Source organism: Kitasatospora sp. cg17-2 (genome assembly GCF_054031055.1).
Genome location: NZ_CM132923.1, coordinates 4692690 through 4706696, shown reverse-complemented (window position 1 = coordinate 4706696; position 14007 = coordinate 4692690). Strand labels below are relative to the sequence as shown.

The following is a 14007-nucleotide window of genomic DNA, read 5'->3' as shown; positions in this document are numbered from 1 at the left end:
TAGTGTTTCGGTGGTCATAGCGTGAGGGAAACGCCCGGTTACATTCCGAACCCGGAAGCTAAGCCTCACAGCGCCGATGGTACTGCAGGGGGGACCCTGTGGGAGAGTAGGACGCCGCCGAACAATCATTGTGAAGAACCCCCGTCGGGAAACCGACGGGGGTTCTTTGCGTTGACCGTTGACGTATCGTCAGGGCATGGACGATGGAACGGCAACAACGGGCGACGCGGCCACGGTCCTCGCCTCCGACGTACTGCGGCCGGCGCAGAGGGACGCGGCCCTTCGGATCCTGGCGGAGGCCCGGACGGTGGACGGCCGGGCGGCCGTGTCGGAGCAGGGGCGGCTCCGCCTGCGCTCCCCGGAGACGGCCCGGCCCGGAGTGACCCACTTCCTCGCGCTGGCCGACCAGCCGGCTGACCCCCCGGCCGACCGGGCCGCCGACCCGGACGCCACCGCGGCCGGCGTCGTCGGATACGGCCAACTGGAGGTACCCGACGGCGGCGGGGCCAACCCGGCCGCCGAGCTCCTCGTCGCCCCGGCCGACCGGGGCAAGGGCTTCGGCCGCCCGCTGGTGGACGCCGTGCTGGCCGAGGCCGGGAAGGCCGGCCGGGACCATGTCGACTTCTGGGTGCACGGCGGCCATCCGGCGGCCCGGCACCTGGCCGACGCGTACGGCGCCGAGCTGGTCCGCGAACTGCGGCAGATGCGCCGGACCGGGCCGCAGACCGAGGTGGCCCCGCTCCCGGCCGGCATCGAGCTGCGGACCTTCCGCCCCGGCGAGGACGACGCCGACTGGCTCCGGCTGAACGCGCTCGCCTTCGCCCACCACCCGGAGCAGGGCGCCTGGACCGAGGCAGACCTCGCCGACCGGCTGGCCGAGCCCTGGTTCGACCCGGCCGGCTTCTTCCTCGCCACCCGGGACGGCAGGCCGGTCGGCTTCCACTGGACGAAGGTGCACCCGGCCACCGCGACCGAGCCCGAGCTCGGCGAGGTGTACGTGGTCGGCGTCGATCCGGCGGAGCAGGGCAGCGGGCTGGGCCGGGCGCTGACCGCGGCGGGCCTGCGCCATCTGACGGGTCGCGCCGCCGGCGAGCGGGGGCTGGACACCGTGCTGCTGTACGTCGACGCGGACAATCCGGCGGCGGTGCGGGTGTACGAAAGGCTCGGGTTCACCGTGCACGAAATCGACCTGATGTACCGCGCCGGAGTCGGCTCGGCCGGGGCTGTTCCGCCGCCCTTTTCCGCGTAACGGAGAGTGACGGTCGGAAAAGGGCGCCCCGGCGGCTCCTAGCGGAGAGACGGAGGCCGCGGCAACGGTTGTGCACCCGCTGCCGCGGCACCGACCGCCTCAGCTTTCCTCCTGGCCATGCGGTGTTTACCGTGGATTCAATTAATGCCGCGAAGATCACAGGATGAAGTCCGTAGTGTCTCGCTCGTGCAGCGTCGGCCGACACGTGGCCGGTGCTGTGGCAGCCGCGCCGGGTGGGTGGGCGTGGGCGACGGGCGAGGGCGACGGCTCGAAGAGCATTTCGTGTCCGGACGCCGTCCTGCTGGAGGAGCTGGAGCCCATGAGCATCCCCCGCCCCGTCCCTGCCCCGCCCTCCCCACCCGCGCGGATGTCCAGCGCCCTGGGGATACCGCCGGAGCCGACCGTCACCGACGAGCAGGACGCCGAGGAACTGCCCCAGGGCCGCTTCCTGGACCGTGAGCGCAGCTGGCTCGCGTTCAACGAGCGGGTCCTGGAGCTGGCCGAGGACCCGGGGATCCCGCTGCTGGAACGCACCAAGTTCCTGGCGATCTTCGCGAGCAACCTCGACGAGTTCTTCATGGTCCGGGTGGCCGGCCTCAAGCGCAGGATCGCCACCGGCGTGGCCCAGCGCAGTGCCTCGGGCCTCCAGCCGCGCGAGGTGCTGGACCTCATCTGGACCCGGTCGCGCGAGCTGATGGCCCGCCACGCCGCCGCGTTCCAGCAGGAGGTGCTGCCGGACCTCGCGGCGCAGGGCATCGAGGTGGTCCGCTGGTCGGAGCTGGCGGAGAAGGAGCAGGCGCGGCTGCACTCGCTGTTCCGGCAGAAGATCTTCCCGGTCCTCACCCCGCTGGCGGTGGACCCGGCACACCCCTTCCCCTACATATCGGGGCTCTCGCTCAACCTGGCCGTCGTCGTGCGCAACCCGGTGTCCGGGCACAAGCACTTCGCCCGGGTGAAGGTGCCGCAGTCGCTCGCGCGCTTCCTGGAGGCCTCCCCGCAGCGGTACGTGCCGCTGGAGGACGTCATGGGGGCGCATCTGGAGGAGCTCTTCCCGGGGATGGAGGTGCTCGCCCACCACGCCTTCCGGGTCACTCGCAACGAGGACCTGGAGGTGGAGGAGGACGACACCGAGAACATCCTCAAGGCCCTGGAGAAGGAGCTGATGCGGCGGCGCTTCGGCCCGCCGGTGCGGCTGGAGGTCGAGGAGTCGATCGACCCCTACATCCTGGACCTGCTGGTGCGGGAGCTGAACATCACCGAGGCGGAGGTCTTCCCGCTGCCCGGCCCGCTCGACCTGACCGGGCTGTTCGGCATCGCCGGGCTGGACCGGCCGGAGCTGAGCTACCCGAAGTTCGTGGCGGGCACCGCGCGCGGCCTGAGCGATGTCGAGTCGGCCTCGCAGCCGGACATCTTCGCCGCGATGCGCGAGCGGGACGTGCTGCTGCACCACCCGTTCGACAGCTTCTCCACCTCGGTGCAGGCGTTCCTGGAGCAGGCCGCCGGCGACCCGGACGTGCTGGCGATCAAGCAGACGCTGTACCGGACCTCCGGGGACTCGCCGATCGTGGACGCGCTGATCGACGCGGCGGAGTCCGGCAAGCAGGTGCTGGTCCTGGTCGAGATCAAGGCGCGCTTCGACGAGCAGGCCAACATCAAGTGGGCCCGCAAGCTGGAGGAGGCAGGCTGCCACGTGGTCTACGGCCTGGTCGGGCTGAAGACGCACTGCAAGCTGTCGCTGGTGGTCCGGCAGGAGGGTGACACCCTGCGCCGCTACTCGCACGTCGGCACCGGCAACTACCACCCGAAGACCGCCCGGCTCTACGAGGACCTGGGTCTGCTGACCTCGGACCCGCAGGTCGGCGCGGACCTCTCGGACCTCTTCAACCGGCTGTCGGGCTATTCGCGCCGCGAGTCCTACCGTCGGCTGCTGACCGCGCCGCGGGGGCTGCGGGACGGTCTGGTGGGGCGGATCCACAACGAGATCGCCAACCACCGGGCCGGGCGTCCGGCACACGTGAAGCTCAAGGTCAACTCGATCGTCGACGAGGCCGTGATCGACGCGCTGTACCGGGCCTCGCAGGCCGGCGTGCCGGTGGACGTGTGGGTGCGCGGCATCTGCGCGATCCGGCCCGGGGTGCCGGGGCTGAGCGAGAACGTCCGGGTGCGCAGCATCCTGGGGCGGTTCCTGGAGCACTCGCGGGTCTTCGTGTTCGGCAACAACGGCGATCCGGAGGTGTGGATCGGCAGCGCCGACATGATGCACCGCAATCTGGACCGCCGGATCGAGGCGCTGCTGCGGATCACCGACCCGGCGCACCGGGCCGAGCTGTCCGGGCTGCTCGACCTCGGGATGTCGGACGAGACGGAGTCCTGGCACCTCGGGGCGGACGGGTCCTGGACCCGGCACGCCCAGGACGCCGACGGCAAGCAGCTGCGGCACGTCCAGGACCTCCTCATCGACTCGCGTCAGCGCCGTCGGGCCGTCGCGGCCAGATGAGCGCCGGTCACCGCCACGACCCCGGTGACGCCGGACGTGACGACGTGAGCCGCGACACCGCGCGGCGTGCCCGCACCGGACCGAACGGTGCGGGCCACGCCGCCGGGGGACACGACGGCACGAGATTCGACGACGCGACCGCGCGACCCACCGACGCGAGCCGCTGAGCGGCGGGGACCCGCTGAGCGGTCGGCCACCAGCCCCGGGGACGGCCCCGGGGGAACGGGGATCTACCTAGCCATGACCGAAGCGCCGATGACGGACCGGGCGGCCTCCACCGCGACCGCCGGGGACATCCTCTCCAGCCATCTCACCGGCCTGGCGGGTGCGTTCCTGCGCGCCCTGCCGCTGGCGGTGGGCGAGGTCGGCGCGAGACCGGGTGCGGCGGCCGTCCCGGCCGCGGGCACGGGGGACCTGCTGCGGGCGGTGCGGCGGATCGGCGGGCTGCTGCACACCTTCGGCGGGTCCTTCGAGCCGGGCTGGGTGCAGGAGTCGCGTGCGGAGCTGTCCTGGCTGCTGAACCTGCTGGCGCTGGAGCCGGGTCTGGTGCGGCGGGCGGCCCGGCTGCTGGGCGCGCTGGACGGGCTGAGCGGCAGCGAGGCGGAGGGGCCGGGCATGCTGGCCGGTCACGCGGGGGCGCCCAAGGCGCGGGCGCTGCTGGACCGGCAGCTCACCCTGGCCCGGACCAGGGCGCACTCGACGGTGCTGCAGGAGCTGCGGTCGGCGCGGCTGCACGCCCTGGCGGACCGGATGACGCTGCTGGTGGCGGACGCGCCGCTGGCGAAGCAGGCCGAGGGCCGGGCCGGGGCGGTGCTGATGCCGCAGGCGGCGGCGGCGTTCGGGGCGCTGGCGGCGAGCACCCAGCTGCTGCCGTTGCAGCGGGCGGCGACGCCGTACGGCGGGGACGGGCTGCGTCGGCTGGGGACGGTGCCCAGTGCGCGGGGGGCGCTGGACGCGGACGCGGCGCTGGCCGCGGACGACGCGCCGTGGCACCGGACCCGGGTGCTGGTGAAGCGGGCCCGGTACGCGCTGGAGGTGTGCGGGCGGCCGTCGGCGGTGCTGGACGACCTGGACCAGGTGCTGCTGCGGCACCAGGAGGCCTCGGAGGCGGCGGTGACGGCGGCGACCGCGGCGCGCACGCCGCGGATCACCCCGGCGACGGCGTACGTGCTGGGCGTGGTGCACGCGGACCAGCGGCTGGAGGTGGAGGCGGCGCGGTACGCCTTCGGCCGGCGCTGGCCGGAGCTGCCGCCGGGGGCGGAGGCGTGGTTGGAGCTGCCGCCGGCCGAGGGCTGGGGGTCGGCGCCGGAATCGCGGACGGCCTGAGGTGGGCGGGAGGCCGGTGCCGGCGGACCGCTGGCCGGTCGGCCGCGGGCCGGTGGTGCTGGCGGCGGGGGCGGTGCTCTGGCTGCCGGGGCGTCCGAAGCGGAGCGGTCGGCTGGGCCGGCCGCGGCTGGCGGTGATCCACCGGCCGAAGTACGACGACTGGAGCCTGCCGAAGGGGAAGCTGGACCCCGGGGAGAGCGTGGTCGAGGCGGCGCTGCGCGAGGTGCGGGAGGAGACCGGCTTCTCCTGTGTGCTGGGGGCGGAGCTGCCGACCCAGCACTATCTGGCGCAGGGCCGGCCGAAGGAGGTCCGGTACTGGGCGGCGGTGCCGACGGAAGGGGCCTTCCGGCCGAACCGGGAGGTCGACCTGCTGGAGTGGCTGCCGGCCGGGAAGGCGCGGGCGCGGCTGACCCATGAGCGGGACCGGCGGTTGGTGGACGCGCTGCTGGCGCTGCTGGGCGCGAAGCCGGTGCGGGCGCGGGGCCGGGAGTAGTGAAGGAAGCGTGGAAGTGATCTTCCCGCGCTCTTGCCGTGACGCAACCGTTACTACCTGACGTAGTTTCCTGTCATCCGTCCGAGGTTCACTCTGCGTTCACTTACGACCGGCTGACGCGTCACCTGCCCGGCTTACTTTCGGTATCACCGGCGGGCCGAAGGGGCCCCGGACCTCAGCAAAACCCGTGCTGCGTCGTGCTTGCCACGACCCGCGCGTCGGGCAATGCCACAGAAAGGGACACCTGTGAAGCTCCAGCGGAACGGCCGCTCCAAGGCCCTCGCGATCGGTGCCATGGCGCTCGTCAGCTCGCTGTCGCTCGCGGCCTGCGGCTCGGACGATAACAACACCACCGCGACCGGCTCCGGCGGCTCCTCGGCCGCTGCCCCGGCGATCGACTGCGGCCCGAAGCAGGCCCCCCTGGTGTCTGCCGGCTCCACCGCCCAGGGCAACGCGATCGACATCCTGAAGAACAACTTCGGCGCGGCCTGCAAGGACACCACCATCAACTACGGTGGCGGCGGCTCGGGTGCCGGTGTTCAGCAGTTCAACCAGGGCAAGATCCAGTTCGCCGGCTCGGACTCGGCGCTGAAGCCGGCCGAGGTCGACGCCAGCAAGGCCGTCTGCACCGGTGGCCAGGGCATCAACCTGCCGGTCGTCGCGGGCCTGATCTCGATCGTCTACAACGTCGAGGGTGTCGACAACCTCGTCCTGGACGGTCCGACGATCGCGAAGATCTTCGACTCGCAGATCACCAAGTGGAACGACCCGGCCATCGTCGCGCTGAACCCGAGCGCCAAGCTGCCGGACGCCGACATCCAGGCCTTCCACCGCACCGACGACTCGGGCACCACCGAGAACCTGACCAAGTACTTCGCCAAGACCTCGGCCGGTGCCTGGTCCTACCCGGCCAGCAAGGCGTGGGCGGGCAAGGGCGGCCAGGGCGCCAGCGGCTCGGCCGGTGTCTCGGCCCAGGTGAAGCAGGTCAAGAACTCGGTCAGCTACGCCGAGCTGTCGTTCGCCCAGACCAACAACCTGAAGAGCGCCTCGATCAACACCGGTGCCGCCAAGCCGGTCGAGGCCACCGCGGTCAACGCCGCCAACACCTTCGCCAAGGCGCAGATCGCCGGCACCGGCAGCGACCTGGCGCTGACCCTCGACTACGCGACCAAGGACGAGGGTTCCTACCCGCTGGTCCTGGTCACCTACGAGATCGTCTGCGACAAGGGCAACAAGGCCGACACGCTGGACGCCCTCAAGGCCTTCCTGACCTACTCCATCAGCGACGCGGGCCAGAAGGCGATCGGCGACGCGGGCTACGTCCCGCTGCCGAAGGAGCTGACCGGCAAGGTCACCGCCGCGGTCAAGGCCCTCGCCTGATCCCGTAGCACCCTCCGCTGGGGCGGCCCCGTGAACGAGGGGGGCCGGGGCCGTCCCCAGCGGAACGTACCGACCGACGCACCACGTCCGGGGCACCGCCGCCATGGTGCCGCCCCCTCGGGGCCGCACCACCAGACCGGAGTAGACCAATGACTTCAAACACCCCTGCCGCCCCGCCCGGCGGGGAGCGCCGCCGGCGCGACAGCCGGGTCGGCGACAAGATCTTCATGAACCTGTCCCGCGGGTCGGGCATCCTGCTGCTGGTGGTCATGGCCGCCATCGCGGGCTTCCTGACCTGGCGCTCGGGCATCGCCCTGAGCAAGAACGAGGGCAACTTCTTCACCACCTTCGAGTGGACGCCGGACGCCCCGAAGCCGGTCTTCGGCATCGCCGTCCTGGTGTTCGGCACCATCGTCAGCGCGACGATCGCGATGGTGATCGCGGTGCCGGTGGCGATCGGGATCGCGCTGTTCATCTCCCACTACGCGCCGCGCCGGATCGCCCAGCCGTTCGCCTACCTGGTGGACCTGCTGGCGGCCGTGCCCAGCATCATCTACGGCCTGTGGGGCGCGCTCTTCCTGGTGCCGCACCTGGAGGGCCTGACCAGCTGGATGGACGACTACCTCGGCTGGACGTACATCTTCGACCAGTCCCGGGCGACCACCCCGCGCAACCTCTTCACCGTCGGCATCCTGCTGGCGATCATGGTCCTCCCGATCATCACCGCGGTCAGCCGTGAGATCTTCCGGCAGGTGCCGCGGATGCACGAGGAGGCCGCGCTCGCGCTCGGCGCGACCCGCTGGGAGATGATCCGCACCGCGGTGCTGCCGTTCGGCCGCCCCGGCATCATCTCGGCCTCGATGCTCGGCCTCGGCCGCGCGCTCGGCGAGACCATCGCGGTCGCCATCGTGCTCTCCTCCAGCAGCGTCCTCTCGCTGCACGTGCTCGACCCGGGCGGCGGCACCTTCGCGCAGAACATCGCGCTGAAGTTCAGCGAGGCCCAGCCCTTCGGCCGGGACGCGCTGATGGCTTCCGGTCTCGTCCTGTTCGTCATCACCTTGCTGGTGAACGGTGCCGCGCGGCTGATCGTCGCCCGCCGCAAGGAGTACTCGGGGGCCAACGCATGAGCACGGCAACGACCTCGGTCCCGGCGGACGCCCGCCCGCTGGGCCGGCCGCTGACCGCCAACCGGCTGCCCAAGTGGACCCCGGCCGCCGTGGCGGCCGGCTCGATCGCCCTCGGCTGCGGCATCGGCGCGGTCGGCGGCCTGGAGAGCAAGCTCCAGTGGGGCCTGATCTCCGCGATCCTCTTCGTGGTCGTCAGCTACGTGCTCTCGGCGCAGGTCGAGGGCCGCCGCCAGGCCAAGGACCGGCTCGCCACCTCGGTGGTCTGGGTCGCCTTCATCCTGGCCGTGATCCCGCTGCTGGCCCTGACCTTCTACACCGTCCAGCAGGGTGCCAAGGTGGTGGACGGGAACTTCCTGTCCCACTCCATGCGCGGCGTCCGGGCCTCCGGCCCCGGCGGTGGTATCTACCACGCGCTGATCGGCACCCTGCAGCAGGTCTTCCTCGCCAGCCTGATGGCCGCGCCCATCGGCCTGCTGACCGCCGTCTACCTGGTCGAGTACGGCCGGGGCAAGCTGGCCAAGGCGGTCACCTTCTTCGTCGACGTCATGACGGGTGTCCCGTCGATCGTCGCCGGTCTGTTCATCCTGTCCGTCTGGAACCTCGCCCTCGGCTTCAACTACTCCGGCTTCTCGGGCAGCCTCGCGCTGGCCATCCTGATGCTGCCGGTCGTGGTCCGTTCCACCGAGGAGATGCTCAAGCTCGTCCCGAACGAGCTGCGCGAGGCGTCGTACGCGCTCGGCGTGCCGAAGTGGAAGACGATTCTCCGGATCGTCATCCCCACCGCCATCGGCGGCATCACCACCGGTGTGATGCTCGCGGTCGCCCGCATCACGGGTGAGACCGCACCGGTGATGCTGCTGGTCTTCGGCGCGGACTACATCAACAACAACCCGTTCGACGGGCCGCAGCAGTCACTGCCGATGTACATCTGGATGCAGTACTCCCAGGTGAACAACCAGTACGGCTACGCCCGTGCCTGGGGAGCCGCGCTCGTGCTGATCGCCTTCGTGATGGGGCTCAACCTCATCGCCCGGGGCATCGCCCGCTGGCGTTCGCCCAAGGCCGGGCACTGAGCGACCGACTGACGTACGACGACGAAGACTGAGAGAAGACGAACGATCATGGCCAAGCGCATCGACGTCAGCGGACTGTCCGCCTACTACGGCTCCACCAAGGCCATCGAGGACATCTCGATGGCGATCGAACCCCGCTCGGTGACGGCCTTCATCGGCCCCTCCGGCTGCGGCAAGTCCACCTTCCTGCGGACCCTCAACCGGATGCACGAGGTGATCCCGGGCGCCCGGGTCGAGGGCAAGGTGCTCCTGGACGACGAGAACCTGTACGGCACCAGCGTCGACCCGGTCGCCGTCCGCCGTTCGGTCGGCATGGTCTTCCAGCGCCCGAACCCGTTCCCGACCATGTCGATCTACGACAACGTGATCGCCGGTCTCAAGCTCTCGGGTGTCCGCAAGAAGTCCGTGCTGGACGACAAGGTCGAGAAGTCCCTCCAGGGCGCCAACCTCTGGAACGAGGTCAAGGACCGGCTGAACAAGCCGGGCGCCGGCCTCTCCGGCGGTCAGCAGCAGCGCCTCTGCATCGCCCGCGCCATCGCGGTCGAGCCGCAGGTCCTGCTGATGGACGAGCCGTGCTCGGCCCTCGACCCGATCTCGACCCTCGCCATCGAGGACCTGATCGGCGAGCTGAAGACCCAGTTCACCATCGTCATCGTGACCCACAACATGCAGCAGGCGGCCCGCGTCAGCGACCGCACCGCCTTCTTCAACCTGGCCGGCGTCGGCCAGCCGGGCAAGCTGATCGAGCTCGACGACACCCAGCGGATCTTCTCCAACCCGTCCGTGCAGGCGACCGAGGACTACATCTCCGGCCGCTTCGGCTAAACCGCCGGACCGCGCGGGCAGCGCGTCACAGGCTGCTTCGCGGTGCTGCATGGCGGTGCCGCCGCGAAGCATGAAAAGGGCCCGCCCCCCGAGATCTGGGGGGCGGGCCCTGTCGCGTCCGTGCGCGTGTCCGTGTGCGTGCGTGCCCGGGGTTCCGGGTCCGGACGGCCGGCGGGTCAGCCCCAGAACAGGTGGACGAACCAGTACACCAGCGCCGCGACCAGGGCGGCGGCCGGCATGGTGATGAACCAGCCGAGCACGATGTTCTTGGCGACGCCCCAGCGCACCGCGCGGATCCGCTTGGTGGCACCCGCGCCCATGATCGCCGAGGTGATCACGTGGGTGGTGGAGATCGGCGCCTTGAAGACGAACGAGGTGATGTACATGACCGTCGAGGCGGTGGCCTCGGCGGCGAAGCCCTGCGGCGGGTCGAGCTCGATGATCTTCCGGCCGAGGGTCCGCATGATCCGCCAGCCGCCGGCGTAGGTGCCGAGCGAGAGCATGGTCGCGCAGGAGATCTTCACCCACACCGGGATCGGGTCGTCCGGGCTCTCGTGGCCCGAGATCACCAGGGCCATCACCACGATGCCCATGGTCTTCTGGGCGTCCTGCAGACCGTGCGCGAGCGCCATGGCAGCGGCCGAGGCGGTCTGCGCGACCCGGAAGTTGCGCTTGGCCCGGTGCGGGTTGGCCCGGCGGAACAGCCAGAGGATCGCCAGCATCACCAGGAAGCCGCCGACCAGGCCGACCACCGGGGAGACGATCATCGGGATGATGATCTTGTCGATGACGCCGCTCCAGATCACCTCGGTGCCGCCGGCCAGGGCCGCGCCGACCATGCCGCCGAACAGCGCGTGCGAGGAGGAGGAGGGCAGGCCGAAGTACCAGGTGACCAGGTTCCAGGCGATCGCTCCGACCAGCGCGGCGAACAGGATCGCCATCCCCTGGTTGCCGGTCGGGGTCTCGATGATGCCCTGGGAGACGGTGTGCGCCACCCCGCTGCCCAGGAAGGCGCCGGCCAGGTTCATCACCGCGGCCATCGCCAGCGCCGCCCTGGGCGTCAGGGCCCGGGTGGAGACCGAGGTCGCGATCGCGTTGGCCGAGTCGTGGAAGCCGTTGGTGTAGGTGAAGAAGAACGCAACGCCGACGACGGCGATGAGTGCTGCCATGTCCACGGGGGTCAGGACTCCTTGACCGCGATGGTCTCCACCGTGTTGGCGACGTGCTCGAAGGCGTCCGCGGCCTGTTCGAGGACGTCCACGACCTGCTTGAGCTTGAGCACCTCGATCGCCTCGTACTGGCCGGAGAAGAGGTGGGCGAGCAGCTTGCGGTGGATCTGGTCGGCCTGGTTCTCCAGCCGGTTGACCTCGATCCAGTACTCGGTCAGGTTGGACATGCTCCGCAGGTTCGGCATCGCCTCGGCGGTCAGCTCGGCGGCGCGGGCCAGGACCTCGATCTGCTGCTCGATGCCCTTCGGCAGGGTCTGGATGTCATAGAGGACGACCAGGTCGACGGCCTCCTCCATGAAGTCCATGATGTCGTCCAGCGACGAGGCGAGGTTGTAGATGTCCTCGCGGTCGAAGGGCGTGATGAAGGACGAGTTCAGCTGGTGGAAGATCGCATGGGTGGTGTCGTCTCCGGCGTGCTCGGCGGCGCGCATGCGCTCGACGATCTCCGCGCGGGCCGACACGTCTGATCCCAGCAGTTCCAGCAGGAGCTTCGAGCCCACGACCAGGTTCTCCGCGGCGGCGGCGAACATGTCGTAGAAACTCGTCTCCTTCGGGGTCAGGCTAAAACGCACGGAAATCTCCGATGTGCGGGGTAGGGGACTGAACGATGCTAGGTGCAACCGCGCGTGGGAACGCAAACGGGGTGGCCGAAAAGGAGCCGGAACCTCCCCTTCCGTTCGGCTGCCGCAGCGGTGGGTCCGATGCACCACAGGTACGGGCGTGCGCCCCCAGTCTGACGGAACCTCGCCCGGATTGCCCCTGCCGTGCGGCCGGAACGGCGGGGTGTTCCCCGGACGGGGGAACCCCGGGCCGACCGTGACCCGACCCGGTCTCTCCCGGCCCGGTGCCGCTCCCGGCCCCTTGTCGGCCCGCTCCCGGCCCGCCGTCGACCTGTTGTCGGCCCGCCGTCGCCCCGTCCCGGGCCGACGGCGGCGGAGGAACACCACGACGGGCCCGGGTGTTGGACACTGGAGGCCGACGCAGCCACCCAGGCACCCAGACGAAGGCGGGCCGATGACCACCACGCAAGCGCGTACCGGGCCGGAGCAGACGCCCGGGGCGGAACCGCAGGGCGAGCACGAGGTCTCCCCGGACGCCGCGGGGGGTGCCCACGCCGGTCACGGGCCGCACGGGTACAGCGCCCAGAAGGACGCGCACCTCAAGCGGCTGCGCCGGATCGAGGGCCAGATCCGCGGCCTCCAGCGGATGGTCGACGAGGACGTCTACTGCATCGACGTGCTCACCCAGGTCTCGGCCGGCACCAAGGCCCTGCAGTCCTTCGCGCTCTCCCTGCTGGAGGAGCACCTGCGGCACTGCGTCGCCGCCGCCGCCGAGGAGGGCGGGGCCGAGCTGGACGCCAAGGTCGCCGAGGCCACCGCGGCGATCGCCCGACTGCTGCGCAGCTGAGCCCGGCGCGGCCGGCGGCGGGGACGGCCCGGGTGCCGCGGGGCCTACGGGTCCCGCGGGTCCGGCGACGCCTGCCGGTCCGGCAGCTCGCGCGGGTCCGGCAGTTCCCGCGCGGCCTCGGCGGCCGGGCCGGCGTCGGGCCGGTCGAGCAGGACCTCGTCGATCCGCTCGGTCGGCAGCCGGTCACCGCTGCTGGCCGTGGCGGCGATCATCAGCTCACCGGCCAGCTCGATCTCGTCGAGGGCCGCGTCGTCGTGGCCGCCGCTGCGGTCGCCCGTGGACGCCATCACCTGCACCACCCCTTCAGCGCCTCACCAGCCCGGGCGGCAGCCACCCGACGTCCAGCCTAGGCACTTCGGAGCCCGTCCACATGGCACGGACGGGCCATCTCGGCGCCGCCGAAACGGGTGGGCTCCGGGACTCCCGGGCCCACCCGGACCGGCGGCCTCCCACGCCGAGCTACTTCGGGTTCTCACCGGGCTTCATGGTGAAGATGTCCGCGGCGGCGGGTTCGGCGGCCTCCACCGGCTTGCCGAAGTCGGTCAGGGTGGTGGTCGAGACCACCTTCACCTGGTCCTTCGGCTCCTTGGAGCCGGCCACCCCGGCGAAGGTGAAGACCTCGACCACCTTGTGCAGCCGGCCCTGGTCGTCCAGCCAGGCGTCGTAGGGGACGTCCTTCACGGTGAAGGTCTGCGCCCCCATCCGCAGGCCGTCCCCGCCCCGGCCGCCGGTGGCGTCGGCCGCCTTGGCGAGGTCCAGGGTGCCGCGGAAGTGCTTCAGGGGCACCCCGTCGACCGTCTCGGTGCCCACCGCCTCGGCCTTCTGCGCCCCGCGCAGCGCGCCCGCGGCGGAGGCCGGGTCGGTGGCCCCGCCGCTGACCAGGTTGCCGTCCGGAAGCTGGCGCACGTCCAGCTTGACCCACTTGCCCTCGGGCACCTTGGCGCCGCTGTTCTGGAGGTAGACGGTGCCGGGCAGCAGCACCTCGACGATCTTGCCGGTGGTCGCGGCGCCGGGCGGCACCTGCACCTCCAGCCGGCCGATCCGCTTCACGTAGTCGTAGCCGCCGGTGCCGGTGAAGACGGCCTTCTTGTCGGCGGACTCGGTCACCAGCTCGGTCGCGGCGTGCGCCGAGCCGGCCCGGCCGGTGATGTCCGCGGTGCCGCGGACCGCCGTCAGCGGGTCGGCGGAGAGCTGGTCCGGGGTGCTGCTGGCCTGCTGGTCGGCCGAGGCGCCCCCGGCGCCGTCCGGCGAGCAGCCGGCCAGTCCGGCCGCGCCGGTGAGGACGGCGGCGAGCAGCACGGCCCCCGCCGCCGGCCGCGGCCGCCGCTCGGCCCGGCCGACCGTTCGGCCGGTGCGCTGCTGGTCGGTCATGTTCATCCTCGCGAAACCCCCTCGGGCCCG

Annotated in this window: 12 protein-coding genes, 1 rRNA gene and 1 pseudogene; 10 read left to right on the top strand and 4 right to left on the bottom strand. The window is 71.4% G+C overall.

Translation table 11 applies throughout. The features are described from left to right. The first annotated feature begins 6 nt into the window (after positions 1 to 6). The 9 genes and pseudogenes from rrf to pstB all read left to right on the top strand — a co-directional run bounded on the left by rrf (position 7) and on the right by pstB (position 9970). Positions 7 to 123: ribosomal RNA gene (gene rrf / locus ACW14Y_RS19845) — 5S ribosomal RNA — on the top strand. 73 nt (positions 124 to 196) lie between these two features. Further along, positions 197 to 1249: a mycothiol synthase gene (gene mshD / locus ACW14Y_RS19840; protein ID WP_380389559.1), complete on the top strand. Its 1053-nt coding sequence runs from the start codon at positions 197 to 199 to the stop codon at positions 1247 to 1249. A 343-nt stretch (positions 1250 to 1592) separates the two neighbouring features. Next, a pseudogene (locus tag ACW14Y_RS19835) lies at positions 1593 to 3746 on the top strand (RNA degradosome polyphosphate kinase); the annotation flags it as partial. A 240-nt stretch (positions 3747 to 3986) separates the two neighbouring features. Then, positions 3987 to 5072, top strand: coding sequence for a CHAD domain-containing protein (locus ACW14Y_RS19830; RefSeq protein WP_380305919.1), 1086 nt, complete (start codon positions 3987 to 3989; stop codon positions 5070 to 5072). A gap of 16 nt (positions 5073 to 5088) precedes the next feature. Continuing rightward, positions 5089 to 5565, top strand: coding sequence for an NUDIX hydrolase (locus ACW14Y_RS19825; protein ID WP_456987905.1), 477 nt, complete (start codon positions 5089 to 5091; stop codon positions 5563 to 5565). A 246-nt stretch (positions 5566 to 5811) separates the two neighbouring features. Next, the gene (gene pstS, locus ACW14Y_RS19820; RefSeq protein WP_380305923.1) at positions 5812 to 6945 is read left to right on the top strand and encodes a phosphate ABC transporter substrate-binding protein PstS; all 1134 of its coding nucleotides are present in this window, start codon (positions 5812 to 5814) and stop codon (positions 6943 to 6945) included. A gap of 149 nt (positions 6946 to 7094) precedes the next feature. Further along, positions 7095 to 8072 carry a phosphate ABC transporter permease subunit PstC gene (gene pstC / locus ACW14Y_RS19815; RefSeq protein WP_030397518.1) on the top strand — a complete coding sequence of 326 codons (978 nt, stop codon included), beginning with the start codon at positions 7095 to 7097 and terminating at the stop codon, positions 8070 to 8072. Continuing rightward, on the top strand, positions 8069 to 9145 hold the full coding sequence (pstA, locus tag ACW14Y_RS19810; RefSeq protein WP_380389561.1) for a phosphate ABC transporter permease PstA: 1077 nt from the start codon (positions 8069 to 8071) through the stop codon (positions 9143 to 9145). The genes pstC and pstA overlap by 4 nt, the downstream gene beginning before the upstream one ends. A 48-nt stretch (positions 9146 to 9193) precedes the next feature. Continuing rightward, entirely contained in the window at positions 9194 to 9970 is a 777-nt protein-coding gene (gene pstB / locus ACW14Y_RS19805; RefSeq protein WP_030397520.1) for a phosphate ABC transporter ATP-binding protein PstB, read from the top strand. A 176-nt stretch (positions 9971 to 10146) separates the two neighbouring features. On the opposite strand, the gene ACW14Y_RS19800 is transcribed toward pstB, so the two are convergent. After that, a complete protein-coding gene (locus ACW14Y_RS19800; RefSeq protein ID WP_030397521.1) occupies positions 10147 to 11145 on the bottom strand; it encodes an inorganic phosphate transporter in 999 nt (332 codons plus the stop codon). 5 nt (positions 11146 to 11150) lie between these two features. Further along, positions 11151 to 11771: a DUF47 domain-containing protein gene (locus ACW14Y_RS19795; protein WP_030312623.1), complete on the bottom strand. Its 621-nt coding sequence runs from the start codon at positions 11769 to 11771 to the stop codon at positions 11151 to 11153. Positions 11772 to 12213: 442 nt separating this feature from the next. Here ACW14Y_RS19795 and ACW14Y_RS19790 point away from each other — a divergent pair, with 442 nt between their 5' ends. Next, positions 12214 to 12606, top strand: coding sequence for a metal-sensitive transcriptional regulator (locus ACW14Y_RS19790; RefSeq protein WP_266270285.1), 393 nt, complete (start codon positions 12214 to 12216; stop codon positions 12604 to 12606). Positions 12607 to 12650: 44 nt separating this feature from the next. Here ACW14Y_RS19790 and ACW14Y_RS19785 read toward each other — a convergent pair whose 3' ends face one another. Both ACW14Y_RS19785 and ACW14Y_RS19780 read right to left on the bottom strand, forming a co-directional pair. Further along, entirely contained in the window at positions 12651 to 12896 is a 246-nt protein-coding gene (locus ACW14Y_RS19785; protein ID WP_380389563.1) for a hypothetical protein, read from the bottom strand. Positions 12897 to 13065: 169 nt separating this feature from the next. Further along, positions 13066 to 13977 (bottom strand): LolA-like protein, encoded by a 912-nt coding sequence (locus ACW14Y_RS19780; RefSeq protein ID WP_380389565.1) that lies wholly within the window; start codon positions 13975 to 13977, stop codon positions 13066 to 13068. Positions 13978 to 14007: the final 30 nt, after the last annotated feature.

Bases quoted from the DNA above. Each gene is read 5' to 3' on its own strand.
- pstC (WP_030397518.1), top strand. From the start codon at position 7,095: ATGACTTCAAACACCCCTGCCGCCCCGCCCGGCGGGGAGCGCCGCCGG.
- ACW14Y_RS19830 (WP_380305919.1), top strand. From the start codon at position 3,987: ATGACCGAAGCGCCGATGACGGACCGGGCGGCCTCCACCGCGACCGCC.
- pstB (WP_030397520.1), top strand. From the start codon at position 9,194: ATGGCCAAGCGCATCGACGTCAGCGGACTGTCCGCCTACTACGGCTCC.
- ACW14Y_RS19780 (WP_380389565.1), bottom strand. From the start codon at position 13,977: ATGACCGACCAGCAGCGCACCGGCCGAACGGTCGGCCGGGCCGAGCGG.
- mshD (WP_380389559.1), top strand. From the start codon at position 197: ATGGACGATGGAACGGCAACAACGGGCGACGCGGCCACGGTCCTCGCC.
- ACW14Y_RS19790 (WP_266270285.1), top strand. From the start codon at position 12,214: ATGACCACCACGCAAGCGCGTACCGGGCCGGAGCAGACGCCCGGGGCG.
- pstA (WP_380389561.1), top strand. From the start codon at position 8,069: ATGAGCACGGCAACGACCTCGGTCCCGGCGGACGCCCGCCCGCTGGGC.